The sequence below is a fragment of the Streptomyces sp. NPDC043812 genome (genome assembly GCF_056436245.1).
The window spans coordinates 57,037-75,563 of the sequence record NZ_JBWKCY010000003.1; the positions used below are offsets into that span (position 1 = coordinate 57,037).

Annotated in this window: 17 protein-coding genes; 5 read left to right on the plus strand and 12 right to left on the minus strand. The window is 70.8% G+C overall.

Annotated elements, in window-relative coordinates; translation table 11 throughout:
* Positions 1–271: 271 nt before the first annotated feature.
* The 3 genes from AC067Z_RS05340 (at position 272) to AC067Z_RS05350 (ending at position 2,834) form a co-directional block, all read left to right on the plus strand.
* On the plus strand, positions 272–1,105 hold the full coding sequence (locus tag AC067Z_RS05340) for a helix-turn-helix domain-containing protein (protein WP_478788113.1): 834 nt from the start codon (positions 272–274) through the stop codon (positions 1,103–1,105).
* Positions 1,087–1,362 (plus strand): DUF397 domain-containing protein, encoded by a 276-nt coding sequence (locus tag AC067Z_RS05345; RefSeq protein ID WP_478788114.1) that lies wholly within the window; start codon positions 1,087–1,089, stop codon positions 1,360–1,362. Before AC067Z_RS05340 ends, AC067Z_RS05345 begins: the two co-directional genes overlap by 19 nt.
* Positions 1,363–1,466: 104 nt before the next feature.
* A complete protein-coding gene (locus AC067Z_RS05350; RefSeq protein WP_478788115.1) occupies positions 1,467–2,834 on the plus strand; it encodes an FAD-dependent oxidoreductase in 1,368 nt (455 codons plus the stop codon).
* Between the two features lie 222 nt (positions 2,835–3,056).
* On the opposite strand, the gene AC067Z_RS05355 is transcribed toward AC067Z_RS05350, so the two are convergent.
* From AC067Z_RS05355 to leuA, 7 genes are all read right to left on the minus strand, one after another.
* Entirely contained in the window at positions 3,057–3,902 is an 846-nt protein-coding gene (locus AC067Z_RS05355) for a trypsin-like peptidase domain-containing protein (RefSeq protein WP_478788116.1), read from the minus strand.
* 140 nt (positions 3,903–4,042) lie between these two features.
* Positions 4,043–4,930, minus strand: a complete 888-nt coding sequence (locus tag AC067Z_RS05360; protein ID WP_478788117.1) for an N-acetyltransferase family protein — start codon at positions 4,928–4,930, stop codon at positions 4,043–4,045.
* A gap of 263 nt (positions 4,931–5,193) precedes the next feature.
* The gene (locus AC067Z_RS05365; RefSeq protein ID WP_478788118.1) at positions 5,194–5,853 is read right to left on the minus strand and encodes a response regulator; all 660 of its coding nucleotides are present in this window, start codon (positions 5,851–5,853) and stop codon (positions 5,194–5,196) included.
* Positions 5,850–7,004 carry a sensor histidine kinase gene (locus AC067Z_RS05370; protein WP_478788119.1) on the minus strand — a complete coding sequence of 385 codons (1,155 nt, stop codon included), beginning with the start codon at positions 7,002–7,004 and terminating at the stop codon, positions 5,850–5,852. The genes AC067Z_RS05365 and AC067Z_RS05370 overlap by 4 nt, the downstream gene beginning before the upstream one ends.
* A gap of 237 nt (positions 7,005–7,241) precedes the next feature.
* The gene (locus AC067Z_RS05375) at positions 7,242–9,419 is read right to left on the minus strand and encodes an MMPL family transporter (protein ID WP_478788120.1); all 2,178 of its coding nucleotides are present in this window, start codon (positions 9,417–9,419) and stop codon (positions 7,242–7,244) included.
* Positions 9,420–9,577: 158 nt separating this feature from the next.
* Positions 9,578–10,270: a tellurite resistance TerB family protein gene (locus AC067Z_RS05380; protein WP_478788121.1), complete on the minus strand. Its 693-nt coding sequence runs from the start codon at positions 10,268–10,270 to the stop codon at positions 9,578–9,580.
* 203 nt (positions 10,271–10,473) lie between these two features.
* On the minus strand, positions 10,474–12,237 hold the full coding sequence (leuA, locus tag AC067Z_RS05385) for a 2-isopropylmalate synthase (protein ID WP_478788122.1): 1,764 nt from the start codon (positions 12,235–12,237) through the stop codon (positions 10,474–10,476).
* Positions 12,238–12,531: 294 nt separating this feature from the next.
* Here leuA and AC067Z_RS05390 point away from each other — a divergent pair, with 294 nt between their 5' ends.
* Positions 12,532–13,590, plus strand: a complete 1,059-nt coding sequence (locus AC067Z_RS05390) for a M4 family metallopeptidase (protein ID WP_478788123.1) — start codon at positions 12,532–12,534, stop codon at positions 13,588–13,590.
* Positions 13,591–13,669: 79 nt separating this feature from the next.
* Positions 13,670–13,936 carry a protealysin inhibitor emfourin gene (locus AC067Z_RS05395; RefSeq protein ID WP_478788124.1) on the plus strand — a complete coding sequence of 89 codons (267 nt, stop codon included), beginning with the start codon at positions 13,670–13,672 and terminating at the stop codon, positions 13,934–13,936.
* A 210-nt stretch (positions 13,937–14,146) separates the two neighbouring features.
* Here the strand turns inward: AC067Z_RS05395 and era are convergent, their stop codons facing one another.
* The 5 genes from era to AC067Z_RS05420 all read right to left on the minus strand — a co-directional run bounded on the left by era (position 14,147) and on the right by AC067Z_RS05420 (position 18,526).
* A complete protein-coding gene (era, locus tag AC067Z_RS05400; RefSeq protein WP_478788125.1) occupies positions 14,147–15,097 on the minus strand; it encodes a GTPase Era in 951 nt (316 codons plus the stop codon).
* Complete coding sequence (locus AC067Z_RS05405) at positions 15,085–16,056, minus strand: DUF916 domain-containing protein (RefSeq protein ID WP_478788126.1); 972 nt, start codon at positions 16,054–16,056, stop codon at positions 15,085–15,087. The genes era and AC067Z_RS05405 overlap by 13 nt, the downstream gene beginning before the upstream one ends.
* 116 nt (positions 16,057–16,172) lie before the next feature.
* Positions 16,173–17,525, minus strand: a complete 1,353-nt coding sequence (locus AC067Z_RS05410) for a WxL domain-containing protein (RefSeq protein WP_478788127.1) — start codon at positions 17,523–17,525, stop codon at positions 16,173–16,175.
* 222 nt (positions 17,526–17,747) lie between these two features.
* Complete coding sequence (locus tag AC067Z_RS05415) at positions 17,748–18,101, minus strand: cytidine deaminase (protein ID WP_478788128.1); 354 nt, start codon at positions 18,099–18,101, stop codon at positions 17,748–17,750.
* A 68-nt stretch (positions 18,102–18,169) separates the two neighbouring features.
* Positions 18,170–18,526, minus strand: coding sequence for an MmcQ/YjbR family DNA-binding protein (locus AC067Z_RS05420; protein ID WP_478788129.1), 357 nt, complete (start codon positions 18,524–18,526; stop codon positions 18,170–18,172).
* Position 18,527 lies beyond the last annotated feature (1 nt).

The window sequence follows — 18,527 nt, forward strand, 5'->3', positions numbered from 1 at the left end:
GCGGGCACGGCGTGTCCCGGGCGTAGGAGGTGGGTTCGATACGCAGGGACGGAAGTGTGATGCCCGACCGTTTCAGGGCTGCTCGCAAATTGTTCACGGCTTCCTCCGCCTCTTGCATGCACATGCTCGCGTGCCGGTTTTTTTCATTGCTCGGCATTGTTTCCCTATCCGCCCCGAGTTCACGTTTCCTGAGACGAGCGTGACGTCGCCTGAGTACGCTGAACAAGGGTGTGCCCACTACAACTGGGCAGCTGAGCAAGGGGGTTGATCCATGGCCAAAGCTCCACGTCAGGCGGCCTGGGAATTCTTCGGCGCCGAGCTGAAGCGCCGGCGCGAGGTCGCGAAGCTCACGCAGGAGGAGCTGGGCGGTCGGGTGTTCGTTTCGGGCGGTTACATCGGCCAATTCGAACAGGCTATTCGGAAACCGCAGTTGGACGTGGCGCAGCGGATCGACGAGATACTGCAAACCGACGGTATTTTCGAGCGGATGTGCCGGAAGCTGATCAATGACCGCCGGTACGCGGAGTATTTCGCCGCGGCGGCCGAGCTGGAGTCGCTGGCGACGAAGCTGAGCGATTTCGCACCCACCCTCGTGCCCGGCCTGCTGCAGACGGCCACGTACATGCGCTCCATGATGCTCGCGGACAACCCACTGACGCGGGACGACACCATCGAGGAGAAGATCCGCGCACGGCTGGACCGCGCACGGATCCTGGAGCACGACGACCGCCCCGCGTACTGGGCGATCCTGCACGAGTCGGTGCTGCGCATCCCCGTCGGTGGTCCGGCCGTCATGGCCGACCAGCTGGAGCACATCGTGACGCTCGCACGCGAGCGCAAGGTCCTGGTCCAGGTGCTGCCGTACGCGGCGGGGGCCTACCCGCTCATGGGCAAGATGGTGCGGCTGATGGAGTTCAAGGACGCGCCGCCAACTGCCTATACAGAAGCCGTGTATTCGGGGAATCTGCTGGACGATCCGGCCGTGGTCAAGCGCACCCAGGCGGCTTACGATCTGCTCAGGGCCGCCGCGATGCCGCCGGAGGCGTCCCTGGCCTTGATCGAGTCGGCGGCGGAGGACTACAGACGATGCAGGAGTACGACCTGAGCGGGGCCCGCTGGCGCAAGAGCAGCTACAGCGACGCCAACGGCGGCGAGTGCGTCGAGGTGACGTTCGACCTCGCAGGCGCCCCCTGGCGCAAGAGCAGCTACAGCAACGGCGAGGGCGGCAACTGCGTCGAGATCCTCGACGACGTCCCCGGCGTCGTCCCCGTGCGGGACAGCAAGAACCCCACCGGCCCCGTCCTGCTCCCCTCCACCACCGCGTGGGACGCGTTCATCAAGCAGACCTTTGAGTGCCCATAAGCCGGCCTTATGAGCTCATAGAGTGGGACCGGGTACTGACTTAGGCTTGCCTTTGTTTAGGGTTACCGACGAGCCAGTTGTCGCCGCTCGAAGGGAACCTGAACATGCCCCGCCCCCTGCGGGTAGCCATCGTCGGAGCCGGCCCCGCCGGAATCTACGCCGCCGATGCGCTGCTGAAGTCCGAGGTGGCCGCCACCGACCCCGGCGTCTCCATCGACCTCTTCGAGCGCATGCCCGCGCCCTTCGGACTGATCCGTTACGGCGTCGCCCCCGACCACCCGCGGATCAAGGGCATCATCACAGCCCTGCACCAGGTGCTCGACAAGCCGCAGATCCGCCTCTTCGGCAACGTCGACTACGGCAACGACCTCAGCCTCGACGATCTGCGCGCCTTCTACGACGCGGTGATCTTCTCGACCGGCGCGACTGCCGACCGGGCGCTCGACATACCCGGGGTCGAGCTCGACGGCTCCTACGGTGCGGCCGACTTCGTGTCCTGGTACGACGGGCACCCGGACGTGCCGCGCACCTGGCCCCTGGAGGCCGAGAAGGTCGCCGTGCTCGGTGTCGGCAACGTCGCACTCGACGTGGCGCGCATCCTCGCCAAGACGGCCGACGAGCTGCTACCGACCGAGATCCCGCCGAACGTCCATGAGGGACTCGAGGCGAACAAGGCCCTCGAGGTCCACGTCTTCGGGCGGCGCGGTCCCGCGCAGGCGAAGTTCAGCCCGATGGAGCTTCGGGAGCTCGACCACTCCCCCAATATCGAGGTCATCGTCGACCCCGAGGACATCGACTACGACGAGGGATCGATCGAGACCCGCCGCGGCAACAAGCAGGCGGACATGGTCGCGAAGACCCTGGAGAACTGGGCGATCCGGGACGTCGGCGAGCGCCCGCACAAGCTGTTCCTGCACTTCTTCGAGTCGCCGACCGAGATCCTCGGCGAGGACGGCAAGGTCGTGGGCCTGCGCACCGAGCGCACCGCGCTCGACGGCACGGGCAACGTGAAGGGCACGGGCGAGTTCCACGACTGGGACGTCACCGCCGTCTACCGGGCCGTGGGCTACCTCTCCGACGAGCTGCCCAAGCTGCCGTGGGACGTCGAGTCGGGAACGGTCCCGGACGAGGGCGGCCGGGTGATCGAGGAGACCGGCGAGCACATGGCCTCCACGTACGTGACGGGCTGGATCCGGCGCGGCCCGGTCGGTCTGATCGGCCACACCAAGGGCGACGCGAACGAGACGGTCTCCAACCTGCTGGCCGACTACGCGAACGGCCGCCTGCAGACGCCGGCCTCGCCCGAGCCGGAGGCGGTGGACTCGTTCCTCGCGGACCGGAACATCCGCTTCACCACGTGGGACGGCTGGTACAAGCTGGACGCGGCCGAGAAGGCGCTCGGCGAACCGCAGGGCCGTGAGCGCGTGAAGCTCGTGGAGCGCGAGGACATGCTGAAGGCGAGCGGGGCGTAGCCCGATCGCCAGAGGGGCCCGGCGGCGAATGCCGCCGGGCCCTTCGCGTCTGCCGGTCCGCGAGCGTGGCGTCCTGGACTACCGGGGTCCGCCCGGTCCGCGAACGTGGCGTCCTGGACTACCGGGGTCCGCCCGACCCGCGAGCGTGGCGTGGGGGCCGCGCGCGCCGAGCGGACGACCCGGCCAGACCCAAGGACACCCCCGGACCCGGCCGTCACGCACCTACGGCTTCGGCACCGTGCACCCCGCGCGGTTGAAGTCGATCCGGCTGCCGGGGCCGATGCAGGCCGCCAGGGTGTACGTCTGCTGGCCGTAGTTGATGCCCTCGCGCACCGTGACGTTGCCGTTCTCGTCGACCTCGCACGGGTTGTTGTCCGTGCAGCGGCCGCCGCTCTCGTTGCCCGTGTTGTTGACCGCGACGACCTTGCCGGTGGCGTTGTCGACGACCGGGGAACCGGACGTGCCGCCGATCGTGTTGCAGCTGGAGGTGTAACGGACCGAGTCCTTCCAGGTCCAGGAGCCCTCCTTGAGGCGGTACGCGAAGCCGTCGATGTCGCAGCTGTAGATGCGCTTCCAGTAGCCGGAGACGACCTTGATCGCCGCGCCCTGCGCGGGACGGGCGGCGTTCAGTTCCAGCGCCTTGATGCCGTAGCTGGACTCGATCTGGCCGTAGGTGCTGGTGAGTTGGTACAGCGAGACGTCGGTGTCGGTCATCGTCCCGTACGCGATCTTGCTTGCGCGCAGGGTGGCGACGCGGGTGCCGGCGGAGTTGAGCAGGCTGAAGGTGCGCGAGGACGCCTGGTCGACCAGGACCTCGCCGGGGTCGGGGAATCCGGTCTCCAGGCAGTGGCCGTTGGACAGCACCAGCGCGGGGTCGCCGGGCTGGGAGGCGGCCGTACGGACCACGGAGCCGGAGCAGTTGCTGAGCGCGACGGTGCCGGCGAAGTCCACCGCCTTGACGCTCGCGGCGGGTTCCCGCTCGGGCGCGGGTTCGGCGGCGACTGCGGGCGCGGCGCCCACTCCGAGGAGTGCGAGTGCGAGCAGCGTGCCGGCGAGAGGCTTGTTCATGTGGGGGTCCCCTCAATGCGACGTGAGTGGCCGAAGTGATGACTTCGAACTTGTCATGCGCATTGTTGGGCCATGACCCTGGGCCGACAAGGCATGGTTTTCGGCCATACCTTGTCCGCCCGCGGCCTCCCCTCGCGCCGCTATTCCGCGAGATCCCGCTGGGCCACGATCCGCCGGTGCGTCGGCACGTATCCCAGCGCGTCGTTGATCGCCAGCATGTGCCGATTGCTGTCGGCGGTGTCCGTGAGCAGACCGCCGAGGCCGGGGTGGCGCTCGCGGGCATGCCGCACCGACTCGGCCTTCATCCAGCGTCCGAGGCCGTGCCCTCGGTGCTCGGGCAGCACACCGGTGCCGTAGTGCTGTCCGTCGCCCTTGCCGTCGCCGGGGACGACCAGTTCGGTGAAACCGGCGATCGAGCCGTCGGACTCGTCGACGGCGGCGACGGTGTGCAGCAGCTCCCCGCGCCGCGCGATGACTTCGGCCACCTCCCGGACGCGGTCCACGTCCCAGACCTCCGCCACGAAGTCCGTCTCCCCCATGGGCATGTCGTCCATGGCGCGGCGTGAACGCGCGAACGTCTCGGCGAAGGCATCGGGAACCGTGCCCTCCCACGACACCAGCCGGTAGCCCGGCGGCATGTGCGCAAGGATCGCCTCCAGAGCCGCGGTGTCCTTCCCCGCGAGCGGAAGCCGGGCGAAGGTCAGGCCCAGGACCTCGCGGAAACCCCGGCGCGACAGGAACGCTTCACCGGGCGAGCCGGACGCGGTCTCGGTGACGATCGAGCGGCGGCCGTCCTCGCGGGCGGCGTCCACGGCCTCGTCCAGCAGACGCGTCCCGACACCCCTGCCGCGCTCGGCCGGATGCACGTGGAGCTCCAGTTCGGCCACGTGCTCCTGTCCCGGCCTGCCGGACAGCCGCAGGAACGCCGATCCGACGGGAGCACCGTCGGCACCGGAGGCCAGCCAGACGAGACGCCGGCCGGACGGGCCGCTCCCTGGGTCGGTCAGTGGGGTCACGCGGAGGGTCAAGGCAGCTCCATGGGTCAGGGCGGAGGAAGCGGGAGAGCGTGGATCGCCCGGTGACGCTAGGCCGCTTCGACGACCGTCCGCAAGCGAGTTGACGGCCCGTGGCGCCGGGGGTGCCTGGCGGAAGGGGGACGCCCGCGCGGGGGGCCGTCAGGACGGACGCATGGTCACCGTGGACGTGAAGACGCACTCACCGTTCTGCACCGCCTGCACAAGGACCTCGGTCACGCCCGCGCCCGGTCGTTGGGGCGGCGGCCGTGGCATCCTCACGCGGTGCCGGGTGCCACCAGCCCCGACTCGTAGGCCACGATCACCAGTTGGGCCCGGTCACGGGCGCCGAGCTTGCCCATGATGCGGCTGACATGGGTCTTGGCGGTCAGCGGGCTCAGGCCCAGCGACTCCGCGATCTCGGTGTTGTTCAGACCGCGGGCGACCAGGGTCAGCACCTGGCGCTCGCGGTCGGTGAGCCCGTCCGGGCCGCCCGCCTGCGGCAGCCGGGGCGCGGACAGGACGCGGGCGATGAGGCGCGAGGTGGGGCCCGGGGAGAGCAGGGACTCGCCCGCCGCGACCGTGCGGATCGCGGCCAGCAGTTCGGCGGGTTTGGTGTCCTTCACCAGGAACCCGGACGCACCGGCCCGCAGCGCCTCGACGATGTGCTCGTCGGTGTCGTACGTGGTGAGGACGAGGACCTTCACGCCTGCGAGGTCGTCGTCCGCGGCGATCAGACGGGTGGCCTCGATGCCGTCGAGTTCCGGCATCCGGATGTCCATGACGACCAGGTCCGCACGTTCCGAGCGGGCCAGTTCGACGGCCTGTGCACCCGTGCCAGCCTGACCGACGACCTCCATGTCGCGGGCCGACTCGACGAGCATCGCGAACGCGGCCCGGACGAGGGTCTGGTCATCTGCGAGCAGTACGCGGATCATGCGGCGGCCTCCGTGGGCTGCAGGGGCAGGGTGGCGGCGACTTCGAAGCCCGGCGCGTCCCCGCGCGGGCCGGCCGACAGCGTGCCGCCGACGCTACGGGCGCGCTCGCGCATCCCGATGATGCCGAAGCCGGAGCCCTGGCCGGGGCATGCCGTGCCGTCATCGGTGACGGTGACCCGCAGTGCGCCGCCCTCCAGCGCCACATCGACGTCGACGCGGGCACCGGGGCCGCCGTGGCGTACGGCGTTGGTCAGCGACTCCTGCACGATGCGGTACGCGGCGGCCTCGACGGCGGGCGGCAACGGACCCTCGCCGGTGTCCAGCGACAGCCGCGCGCCCGCCGAACGCACGAGAGCGGGCAGCGCGGCCAGATCGGGCAGCGGACCGCCGATCTCGGGGGCGTCGGCGCGCAGCACCTCCAGCGTGGTGCGCAGTTCTCCGCGCGCGGTGCGGCAGGTTCCGGCGATGTCGTCGAGTGCCTTCGCGATGGCGGCCCGGTCAAGCCGGTCGGGGTCGACGGTCAGGACATGGGAGGCGACCGAGGTCTGCACCCCGATCAGCGTGATCGAGTGGGCGAGCAGATCGTGCAGGTCACGGGCGATCCGCAGCCGCTCCTCGGCGACCCTGCGGGCCGCCTCCTCCTCGCGGGTGCGCTCGGCCCGCTCGGCCCGGCCCACTACAGAGGCGATGTAGAGGCGGTAGACGCGGACGTCGACGCCGCAGACGAGGGCGGCGAGGATCCAGCCCGAGGTACGCAGCGCCTCCAGGCCCTCGTGCGTGCCGACGGTGAACATCACCGTCAGGGAGACGCTGATGACGGCGCCGCCGGCAAGGGCCGTGTGCATCGGCCGGGCGGTGACGGCGTAGGTGTAGAGGGCGAGCAGCGAGGCGGGGACGGGAGCCGCATGGCTGTTGTCGAGCGCGTGGTACGGCACCGCGCAGAGCACAACGACGACGAGGACGAGCCCGGGCCGCGAACGGCGCCAGGCCAGGGGCACGACCGTGCCGGAGAGGAGCACCCAGCCGAGGGCGTCGAGCCGGCGTCCGTCGTCGACGAACAGGGCGAGCCCGACGGCGAGCACGCCGAGCGCGACGGCGAGCAGCGCGTCGTTGCGCCTGCGGTGGGGGGCGGTGAGGGGGTCGCGGCTCACGGCGGTGAGTATGCGTTCGCCGCGGCGGGGCGGGGGCGGGCTGGTCTGGGGCTGCGGCACGGGTCCATCCTGGGGTAGTAGCGGCTTCTTCCCCACCCCTCCCCTTCCCCAACCGGGAGCTCCGCCCGACGGACCCCCACGCCTCGAACGCCGGCGAGACCGGGTGCGTGGTGCGGCACTTCAGCCCGTCCAGCGTTCGAGTACGCCTCCTGAGGGGCGCGGGTGGGGCGACAACTCCTAGGGTGTGTTTCGAACGCGGGCCAGGCGGGACTTTCGAAACACGCCCTGGGACGGGGCCTGGTGGTGGGCCGCCGGTTCGGGCTGCGGGAGAGGCGCCGGCGGTGCCGCACTCTTGCGGCTCAGCGGCCCCGGCCACCACACCCGCCGCCCCAGCAGCAGGCTCGCGGATGTCACCAGGTACGTCCGCACCAGGAACGTGTCCAGCAGGACGCCGACCGCGACGAGGAAACCCATCTCGACAAGCGGCACCAGCGGCAGGTTCATCAGGACGACGAAGGTCGCCGCGAGCACGATCCCCGCGGAGGCGATCACCCCGCCCGTCGTGCGCAGCGCCGTGAGCGCCGCGGTGTGGGGGTCCGCGCCCGACAGGGCTTCCTCGCGCATCCGGTGCATCAGGAAGATGCCGTAGTCGACCCCGAGGGCGACGAGGAAGACGAACGACAGCAGCGGCAGGCTGGGGTCCATGCCCTGGAAGCCGAAGAGCGGTTCGAAGACCAGACCGCCCAGCCCCATCACCGCGCCCCACACGGCCACGACCGCGGCGATCAGCATCAGGGGCGCGACGAGACTGCGCAGCAGGGCGATCAGGATGAGCAGCACCGCGCCGAGCACGAGCGGGATGACGACCTTCTGGTCGCGGGCGTTGGTGTCCGCGAGGTCCAGCTGCTGGGCGCTCGGTCCGCCCACGTGGGCTTCGTCGAGGTTCGCCCGCAGCGCCTGGATGGTCGCGGTCTCTCCGGGTGTCTGAGGCGCGTCCTCCGCCAGAACGGTGATCTCGGTCCAGCCGTCGGCGCTGCGGCCGGTCCTGGCGTCGGCCACCCCGTCGGTCCCGCGGGCCTCGGCGAGCGCACGGTCCGCGCTCCTGGTGGGTACGACGATGCCGATGGGCTGGCTGCCGAGTCCGGGATATGCCTCGTTCAGCGTCTTCATCGCCGAGACGGACTCGGGCCGCTCGGTGAAGCTGTCCTCCTGGGCGAGGTTGCCGGGCATGGCGAACACGCCGAGCGCCAGAGCCCCGAGCAGCAGCACGCCGGAGACGAGCACACCGCCCGGGCGGCGCCCCGCGGAGCTGCCCATCGCGGCGAACAGCGAGCGGCGCTGCCGCTGTTCAGAACCGTACGCCGGGACCAGCGGCCAGAACACTCGTCGCCCGAGGAGCACAAGGACGGCGGGGAGCAGGGTGAGCATGGCGGCCAGCGCGCAGACGACGCCGACGGCACCGACCGGGCCGAGGCCGCTGGCGCTGTTGAGGTCGGCGGCGAGCAGGCACAGCAGTCCGGCGGCGACGGTGCCGGAGGAGGCGACGACGGCGGGACCGCAGCCGCGCAGGGCGGCGAGCATCGCGTCGTACGGCCGCTCGATACGGCGCAGTTCCTCGCGGTAGCGGGCGACGAGCAGCAGCGCGTAGTCGGTGCCCGCCCCGAAGACGAGGACGGTCATGATGGCGGCGCTCTGGCTCGTGACGGTGAGGTCGAAGCCCTGGATGAGGCCGTAGATCAAGGCCCTGGAGGCGACGGCCGCGGCGCCGACGACGATCAGCGGGACGAGCCACAGGAACGGACTGCGGTAGGTGATGATCAGCAGCACGGCGACGACGAGGACGGTCGCGATCATCAGTGTGCCGTCGATGGTCTCGAAGACCTTCTCCATGTCGGTCTGCACGGCACCGGGCCCGCCGAGTTCGACGTCGAGCCCTTCGGTCCCTCCCCGGTCCAGACGATCGCGCACGTCGTCGACGAGTGCGGTGCGCGCGTCGTTGTCGCTGCCCGGTTCGGTGGTCGACACCGGATACATCAGGGTGGCGCCGTCCTTCGACGGCACGCCCTTCGGCGGGCCGCTCGCGAGCCGGTGGGCGCCGGCGATGTCGTCGAGCTGCCGCTGCGCCTGCGCGCGGTCGGCGTCCGTCAGTCCGCCGTCGCGGTGGTAGACGACGACCAGGTCGGTGGATTCACCGCCGGGCAGGGCCTGCTGGATCTTCGCGACCTGGGTGGAGTCGGCGCTCGCGGGGAGGTAGTCGACGACGTTGTCCCGCTGGGCGTCGCCGAGTTTGCCGGCGAAGGGGACGGTGAGCGCGATGACGGCGAACCACAGGACGACGATCGCCCAGGGCAGGGCTCGTCGCCGCGCTGTCGGCTTCGCCGGCGGTGGTGCGGTTGCGGTCGGTACGGGCCCCATGGGTGTCTCCCCTTCGTCACGGGCGTCCGGTGGCGGTGTGCGTCACCAGACTTCCGTCGCGGGGAGGCGGATTCGTCGCGCGCGGGTGCGAGATGGGGCCTACTGCGCAGGGTGGCCCTGGAGGTGGCGTACTCCCCTGGGAGTAGGCCCGGCGGTACTCAGAACGGCGTCCGCGCCGTTTCCATGAGCCGTGCCGTGTCGTCCTCGTCCAGCTGCAGCGCCGCGCCCACCGTCGTCAGCACCTCGCGCTCGGCCGGGGTGTAGGGACCGTCGGCGAGTGCGATACGGGCGCCCTGCAGCAGGATCGACTCCCGTCCGGCGGGGGCGAGATGGGGCGCGAGCGGTTCCAGCGCCTCGTGCAGTTCGATGGCGAGGGCCGCACCGTAGGGCGTGGTGTCCGTGACGAAGCGGCCGGTGTCGGCGGCGAGCGCCTCGATGAGGGAGGTGAGCTGGTCCTCGGTGCAGTCGTCGAGTCCGGCGGCGCGCACGATGTGGACGGCGGTCTCGCGTACGGCGCGGGACGCGGTGCCGCCGGAGGCGAGGACGGCGAGGGCGACGGTGTGCACGGCGTCCCTGAGCATCGCCGAGAAGCGGCCGGTGGTGGGGTGGTCGAGGGCGTCCGGGCCGAAGTGGGTGTGGCAGGCCGCGCATTCGACGACGGGGCCGGTGAGACCGCGGCCGAGCAGCGGCATCCCGAGGACGGTGAAGCGGCGGCGGCCGGTCCGGCGGCGGTAGTTGCGGTCGCCTCCGCACTCGGGGCAGAAGAACTCACCGTCGCCGATGGTGCTCCAGGACGTGTGAATGCCGCATACCCTCAGTTTCCGGCCGCGAATTCCCCGGGTTGGCAGCACGTCGCACCTCCGTAATGCAGCGGCAACATTGCCGCGTGGACGTGATGTTAGCCACACGATTGATGCCACGTCAGCACCCCTACGGGAGTACGTGCGCACATGGCCGGATCCGCGCGGTGCACAAGCCGGCGCACAACCGCGCAAAACGCCGGGCGTGCTCGTCCGCGAGCACGCCCGGCGAAGGGGAGAGGGTGGGCGGCGTACTAACGCGCCGCGCGGTTGACGGCCGAGACGACGGCCTTCAGGGAGGCCCGCGTGGTGTTGGCGTCGATGCCGATGCCCCACAGGACCTTTCCGTCGATGGCGCACTCGATGTACGAGGCGGCCTGCGCGGACGCGCCCTCGCTCATCGTGTGCTCCTGGTAGTCCAGCAGGCGGACGTCGACGCCCACGGCGTTCAGCGCCTCGAAGAACGCGGAGATCGGGCCGTTTCCGGAGCCCGTCAGCACGGTCTCGTCGCCGTCGACGACCGCCTCGACGGTCAGCGTGTCGACGCCGTCCTTGTCGGTGGTGGTCTGGCCGGAGCGGATCTGGATGCGCCCCCACGGATTGTCCGGGTTCGGCAGGTACTCGTCCTGGAATACGGACCAGATCGCGGCCGGGGTGACCTCGCCGCCCTCGGTGTCGGTCTTGGCCTGGATGATCCGGGAGAACTCGATCTGCATCCGGCGCGGCAGGTCCAGCTTGTGGTCGTTCTTCAGGACGTAGGCGATGCCGCCCTTGCCGGACTGCGAGTTGACGCGGATGACGGCCTCGTAGGAGCGGCCGACGTCCTTGGGGTCGATCGGCAGGTACGGGACGGCCCACTCGATGTCGTCGACGGTCTTGCCGGCGGCGGCCGCGTCGGCCTCCATGGCGTCGAAGCCCTTCTTGATGGCGTCCTGGTGGGAGCCGGAGAAGGCGGTGTAGACCAGATCGCCCGCGTAGGGGTGGCGCGGGTGGACCTCCATCTGGTTGCAGTACTCGCTGGTGCGACGGATCTCGTCGATCTGCGAGAAGTCGATCTGCGGGTCGACGCCCTGCGAGAACAGGTTCATGCCCAGGGTGACCAGGTCGACGTTGCCGGTGCGCTCGCCCTGGCCGAACAGACAGCCCTCGATGCGGTCGGCTCCTGCCATGATCGCCAGCTCGGCGGCGGCGACGGCGGTGCCGCGGTCGTTGTGCGGGTGCACGGACAGGCAGACGTACGCGCGCCGGGTCAGGTTCCGCGACATCCACTCGAAGCGGTCGGCGTGCGTGGACGGGGTCGAACGCTCCACGGTGGCGGGCAGGTTGAGGATGATCTCGCGGCCCTCTTCCGGCTGCCAGACGTCGCACACGGCCTCGCAGACCTCCAGGGCGAAGTCCAGCTCGGTGTCCGTGAAGATCTCGGGGCTGTACTGGTAGCCGAAGGTCGTCTCGGGGCCCAGCAGCTTGTCCGCGTACTCCATGACCAGCCGGGTGCCGTCGACGGCGATCTGCTTGATGTCGTCCTTGGACCCGCGGAAGACGACGCGGCGGAAGGTGGGCGCGGTCGCGTTGTACAGGTGCACGGTGGCGCGGTTGGCGCCGACGATCGACTCGACGGTGCGCTCGATCAGGTCCTCACGGGCCTGCGTCAGCACGGAGATGGTGACGTCGTCGGGGATCGCGCCCTCTTCGATGATGGAGCGTACGAACGCGAAGTCGGTCTCGCCGGAGGAGGGGAAGCCGACCTCGATCTCCTTGTAGCCCATGCGTACCAGCAGGTCGAACATCTCGCGCTTGCGGGCGGGGCTCATGGGGTCGATCAGTGCCTGGTTGCCGTCGCGCAGATCGGTGGACAGCCAGCGGGGGGCCTTGGTGATGCGCTGCTCGGGCCAGGTGCGGTCGGGGATGCCGACGGCCTCGTAACGGCCGTACTTGTGGATCGGCATCCCGGACGGCTTCTGCATGTGCGTCGTGTTGGTGATCGGGGTGGGACGGCCGATCCACTGCGACTGAGACATTGCGTAGGGCTCCTCTGATCCTGCAGGAAGGGGGGCCGACTGTGTCGATGCAGCACCAGACTCCGCGGGGAGGGGGTCGGCCTACGACTACAGGCCCTCGCCGCGGCAGCTAAGGAGAAGCAGCCCGAAACGCATGATGCGAAGAAGCCTAACCGAGCCTCGGCGGGAGCGTGGGTCCTGTTTCAGTATGCGGGACGACCGATCAGTAACGGTCAAATGTGGCCTATCACTCTATTTCGCTAACCGCTCCCCCATTCCGTGACAGCTCCGTCACGTAGTGCCACATTGCCGGACATGGACATTCGCACCCCCGTCTTCTGCGGCATCGTGCCACCCCACATCCTCGACAGGCTCGCCCGCTCGGACGAGCCCGCGCTGTCCGGCCCCGCCCGCCGCACCCTGCAGGCGGACGCCGCACAGCGCACCGGCCGTCGGCTGACGACCGTGCTCGGCACCGCGCCGAGGCGCGCCGCAGCTCCCGCCGACGGCCCCCGCCGCACGCTCTACGACGCCCGGCACGGCACCGCCCTGCCGGGCACCGAGGTGCGCGGCGAGGGAGACCGGCCGGTGGCGGACGCCGCCGTCAACCGCGCGTACGCAGGCCTGGGCGCCACTTTCGAGCTGCTGCTCGCCGCGTACGGCCGCAACTCGATCGACGGCGAGGGCCTCCCACTGGACGCGACGGTCCACTACGACGAGAAGTACGGCAACGCGTTCTGGAACGGCGAGCAGATGGTGTTCGGCGACGGGGACGGCGAGATCTTCCTCGACTTCACGGTGGCCGTCGACGTCATCGCGCACGAGCTGGCGCACGGCCTCACCCAGTACACGGCGAACCTCAGCTACTTCGGCCAGCCCGGCGCGCTGAACGAGTCCGTCTCGGACGTGTTCGGCTCGCTGGTCAAGCAGCGCAGCCTCGGGCAGAACGCAGACGAGGCGGACTGGCTGATCGGTGCGGGCCTGCTCGCGCCCCGCGTCAGCGGGGTCGCGCTCCGGTCGATGAAGGCGCCGGGCACGGCGTACGACGACGACGTGCTCGGCAAGGACCCGCAGCCGGCGACGATGGCCGACTTCGTCCGCACCGGCCGCGACAACGGCGGGGTGCACATCAATTCCGGCATCCCCAACCACGCGTTTCATCTGCTGGCGACCCGGCTGGGCGGGCCGGCCTGGGAGAGGGCCGGGCAGATCTGGTTCGACGTGCTGACCGGCGGCGAGCTGCCGGTGGACGCGGACTTCGCGAGCTTCGCCCGGTTGACGGTGGCGGCCGCGGCGGACCGGTTCGGCGAGGGCGAGGAGCACGATGCCGTGCTGAAGGCCTGGTCGCAGGTCGGGGTCGAGACAGCGGGGTAAGCCGCGGGGCCGGTGCGGGGCGGGCGTCGGCGGCCCGCTCCGCTGTCGCCCGGACACGATCCGTACTAGAACGGGTGCCATGCGTATCCAGGTAAGGCGTACGGGCGGATTCGCCGGGATCGAGAAGGTCTCCGAGGTCGACACCGCCGGGCGGGACGACGCGGGTCACGTGCAGGGTCTGGCCGAGCGGGCGGTGGCCGAGGGCCACGACACTCCCCCGGTCGGCGTGCCCGACGGGTTCAGCTACCAGATCACGGTCGACGGCCGGACGGTGTACTGCTCCGACCCCCGACTCTCCGAGGCACAACGGGACTTGATCTCGCTGGTGCTCAAGGAAGGTTCGTGACGCCGGTCGTGCCCGGGCCGGCGGCCACCGAGCGGGCGGCGCGCTCCGGCTCGTCGCCCGCCGCCACGGCCTCCTCGACCGGACGGCGCGCGCCTTCAGCGCGGCCGGACCCTGCTCGGCGAGGACCCGGGCGGCCTCGTCGGGCAGCCGCCAGGCGTACGCGGTCTCCGGTGGGCACGGCAGCAACGTGACGCCGTTGCGGCGGCCCGCTCAGAAGCCGAGCTTGCGCAGCTGCTTCGGGTCGCGCTGCCAGTCCTTGGCAACCTTGACGTGCAGGTCCAGGAAGACGGGCGTGCCCAGCAGCGCCTCGATGTGCTTACGGGACTTGATGCCGACCTCCTTCAGGCGCTTGCCCTTCGGGCCGATGATGATGCCCTTCTGGCTGGGGCGCTCGATGTAGACGTTGGCGTGGATGTCCAGCAGCGGCCGGTCCGCCGGGCGGTCCTCGCGCGGCAGCATCTCCTCGACGACCACCGCGATCGAGTGCGGCAGCTCGTCCCGTACGCCTTCCAGCGCGGCCTCACGGATCAGCTCCGCGACCATCACCTGCTCCGGCTCGTCCGTGAGGTCGCCCTCCGGGTAGAGCGGCGGGCTCTCGGGCAGCAGCGGGATCAGCAGATCGGCGACCAGCTGCACCTGCTTGTCGCCGACCGCGGAGACCGGAACGATCTCCGCCCATTCGAGGCCCAGCTCCTTGCCGAGCTGGTCGATGGCGATCAGCTGCTCGGCGAGGGTCTTCGAGTCGACGAGGTCGGTCTTGGTGATGATCGCGACCTTCGGCGTCTTCCTGATCCCGGCGAGCTCCTTGGCGATGAACCGGTCGCCGGGGCCCAGCTTCTCGTTGGCGGGCAGGCAGAACCCGATCACGTCGACCTCGGCCCATGTCGTGCGGACCACGTCGTTGAGCCGCTCGCCGAGCAGGGTGCGCGGCTTGTGGAGACCCGGGGTGTCAACCAGGATCAGCTGCGCCTCGGGGCGGTGCACGATGCCGCGCACGGTGTGCCGGGTGGTCTGCGGCCGGTTCGAGGTGATGGCCACCTTCTGACCGACCAGAGCGTTCGTGAGGGTGGACTTGCCCGCGTTCGGACGGCCGACGAAGCAGGCGAAGCCGGCCCGGTGGGGGGCTTCGGAAGACTGGGTAGGAACGCTCATGGCGCCCATTGTCCCTGATGCCGGAGGCCCTCGGGTACGCGCTGCCGCCGCCGCTTCGCCCATGCCCATGCCCCGGCCCCGGCCGACAGGCCCAGGAGGGCCGCGGCGAGGAGCCACGGCACGGCGAGGAACGACGCCCCTGCGGACGCGCGCACGTCCCGCGCGCTGGCCGTCAGCGTCACCTCGCCCCACTCCAGCTGTGGTGCTCCGCTCCAGCGCTCGGCGAGACGGATCTTCTGGCGGGGCAGCAGCTCGGAGGGGACACCGGTCAGGTCACGGGCGAGCAGATCACGCCCGAACAGTCCCTCGGCCCGCAGCGCGACCTTCGGGTCGAGGGTGACGTTTCCGCGGTTGTGGAGGGTGTACGAGATCACCGCGGTGCTCTCGCCGGTGCCCGGCACCAGCGGCCGCTGCCGGGAGATGCGCACGTCCTCGACCGCGATGGCAGGCACGGCGGGCCCGTTCACCCGCAGATAGACCCGGGCCGCGACCGCCTGCCGTACCCCGACGTCGACCGCGCCCGCCGAGGACGCGATCCGCTCGTCGAGGGCGACCAGTGCGCCGGGATGGTCGCCCGGCTCCGCGTTCTGGGGAACGGTGAGGGTGTACGGCACGGTGACCGAGGCGTGGGCCGGGACGGTGACCCGGTCACGCCCGGGCCGGGCCCAGGCACCGACGCCGCGCTGCTTCTCCTGGGCGGTGCGCACGGCAAAGCCGCCGTCGCGCGGGGTGTTGTGGGCGTCGGCGGCATAGAGCACGAAGGTGAGGGGTGCGGCGGTCTTGTTGGTGACGGTGACCCGGTCGGTGAGGGTCGTGCCGGGATCGGCGGAGAGGTAGAAGTACGGGCGCCGGCCCAGTTCGGAGGCGGCCGGATAGACGGACCAGGATCCGTTGTCGGCGGCATGCGCGACGGGAGCCCCGGTCAGGACGGTGAGCAGGCCGAGAACGACGGCGTACAGCTTGCGCATGGGCGCTCCCCGGTCAGGAAGCGGCCCGGGCGGGTGCGCGCCCGGGCCGGCTCTGTCTGTGGCTCGCTTCGCCTCCGAGACGCTGGGGCGCGCCTCGTCGGCTCACTCGCCCTTGGTCACGAGAGCGTCAGGGTGAGGACACCCGCATAGGCGCCGGGCGGGGTGAACGCCGGTACGTCCAGGGTGACCTGGGCGTCCACGGTGAACTCACCGCCGGTGAGCGCTCCGTCGGGCGTGGAGGCGAGGGTCGCGCCCGCGGTGCCGACGGGACCGGCCGAACCTCCCGCGCAGGTGCTGGGGCTGCCCGGCTCCGTGGCGCAGGCCGGGGCCCAGCCGAGCTTCGCCGCGTCGATCCTCGCCCCGCCGGGTCCGGTGAAGTCGGTGACCTTGCCGGTCAGGGACCAGCCCGCGGGCCCGCCGCGGAAGTCCTTGACGGTCACTGTCCTCAGGGCGCCCGTCGAGGCGCCGCCCGCGCCGAAGTCGACAGCGGACATCTCGACGGTGTCCCCCGCCTGGGACATGGACAGGGTGCCCGCGGCCACGGAGGCGTTGAGCTTCTGGCTGCCCGCCGGGAGCGGGGTGTCGTCGATGACGGTATACGCCGCCGGCCCCGCGCCGGTCTGCTCGTTCCAGCTGTCGCCCTCGTACGCGACGATCCCGGAGGTCGCCTTGTCGTTGACGGTCAGTTGGGCGGTGAAGGCGCCGTTCGCGTCGGAGGTGACGGTCTGTTTGTCGGCCGTCTCGGCCGCACCGGCGCGGCCCGCGAGGGTGACGGCGGTGCCGGGTGTGAACGCGGCACCGGTGACGGTGACCTGGTCGCCGGGGCTGCCGGAGGCAGTGGCCAGGGTCAGGGTGCGTTCGTTCGCGCCGGGCTGCTCGGTCGCGGTGACCGTCTCGGAGACGGGTGCGGGCGGATTCTTGACCGTGCAGGGGGTGTCCAGCTCCATGATGTAGCTGGTGTGGATGTTGTAGTCGCCGGGCGAGAGCGTGATCGCGCCGGGCGCGGTGACCGTGAACGTGCCGGTCATCGAGAACGACGGGAAGGGCGCCTTGCCGGGCACCGGCGGATTCTTCTTCGGGCCGGTGACCGTGACGCTGCCGGGCTGGGCACCGCCGAGGGTGACCTTGCCGGTGGGCGTCATGATGTCGGCGGGCAGGGCCAGGTCGACCGGGTTCCCGGCGGCCGGCTTGACGACGGTGTAGGTGACGGTGACGGTGTCGCCGACCTTGGGTGCGGTGTTGTCGACCGTTATCTCCGCTGTGGTGGTGCCATCGATCGGCGGGATGCCCGCGATCGGCGGCGGTACGCAGTGCGTGGCGAAGTCCACCGGTGCGGCGGCCGCGGCCAGTGCATGCGCAGGTGCGGCGAGCGAGGCCGCTCCCGCGACCAGTGCGAGGACCCCCAGCGTGGCGGTCCACGGACGCCGTGGGGCGGCGGACCTGCGGGGTCTTCGTGCGGCTGACGGCATGACTGCCCCCTTCTGACAGAACGGGTGCGGACGCGGCGGCTCTTCCGCGGCGGCAGGGGGCCATTGACGGGCGGGGGCGGCGAGAAGTCAATGGAATCGAAATGCACCGACTGATGACCCATCAGATTCTGTCAAGATCCGTGACAGGGCGGACATTTCCGAGGACCGGAACACGAAAACGGCGCCACCGGAAAGGTGGCGCCGTCCGATACGTGAGGGCGGTCAGCCCGCCGTGACCGAGGACTTGAGCTCTCCGTCGGGGCCGGCCAGCAGCACCGGGGTCGCGGGACCGCCCAGGTCCCGAACGGCCGCGCGGTCCGCGTCGGCCGCGGCATCCGCCTCGGAGACCACGGCCGCGGCCTCCAGGGACTGCGCGCCGCTCGCGACGGCCATCGCGACCGCGGTCTGCAGCGCGGTGAGCTTCAGCGAGTCCAGTGCGACGGTCCCGGCGACGTACGTACGCCCGGTCTCGTCACGCACGGCTGCGCCCTCGGGCACACCGTTGCGGGCCCGGGCGCTGCGGGCCAGCGTGATGATCTTGCGGTCCTCGGGGCCGAGGTCGGTGCTCTGCGTCATGTGCCGAGCATAGATCGGACAGCTCCGGACAATGCCTGCGGGCCGGGCCCTGCCCGCCGCGGCAGGACCTATGCCCGGTCCAGCCGCAGACGCTCCGCACGCGGCAGCCCCGCCACCACCAGGTCGTAGGAGTCCTCGATCAGCTCCCGTACCATCCGGTCCGGGAGCCGGTCCACCGCCACCGTGTTCCAGTGCCGCTTGTTCATGTGCCAGCCGGGCACGATCGCGTCCGGGTGCTCCGTGCGCAGGCGTACCGCGTTCTCCGGCTCGCACTTCAGGTTCACCGTCAGCGGGCTCGCATCCAGCGCGCTGAGGGCGAACATCTTGCCCAGCACCTTGAACACCGACGTCTCCGGGCCGAACGGGAACTCCTCGGCCGCCGCGTTGAATTCCAGGCAGAACGCCCTCAGCCGCTGCGCCTTCATC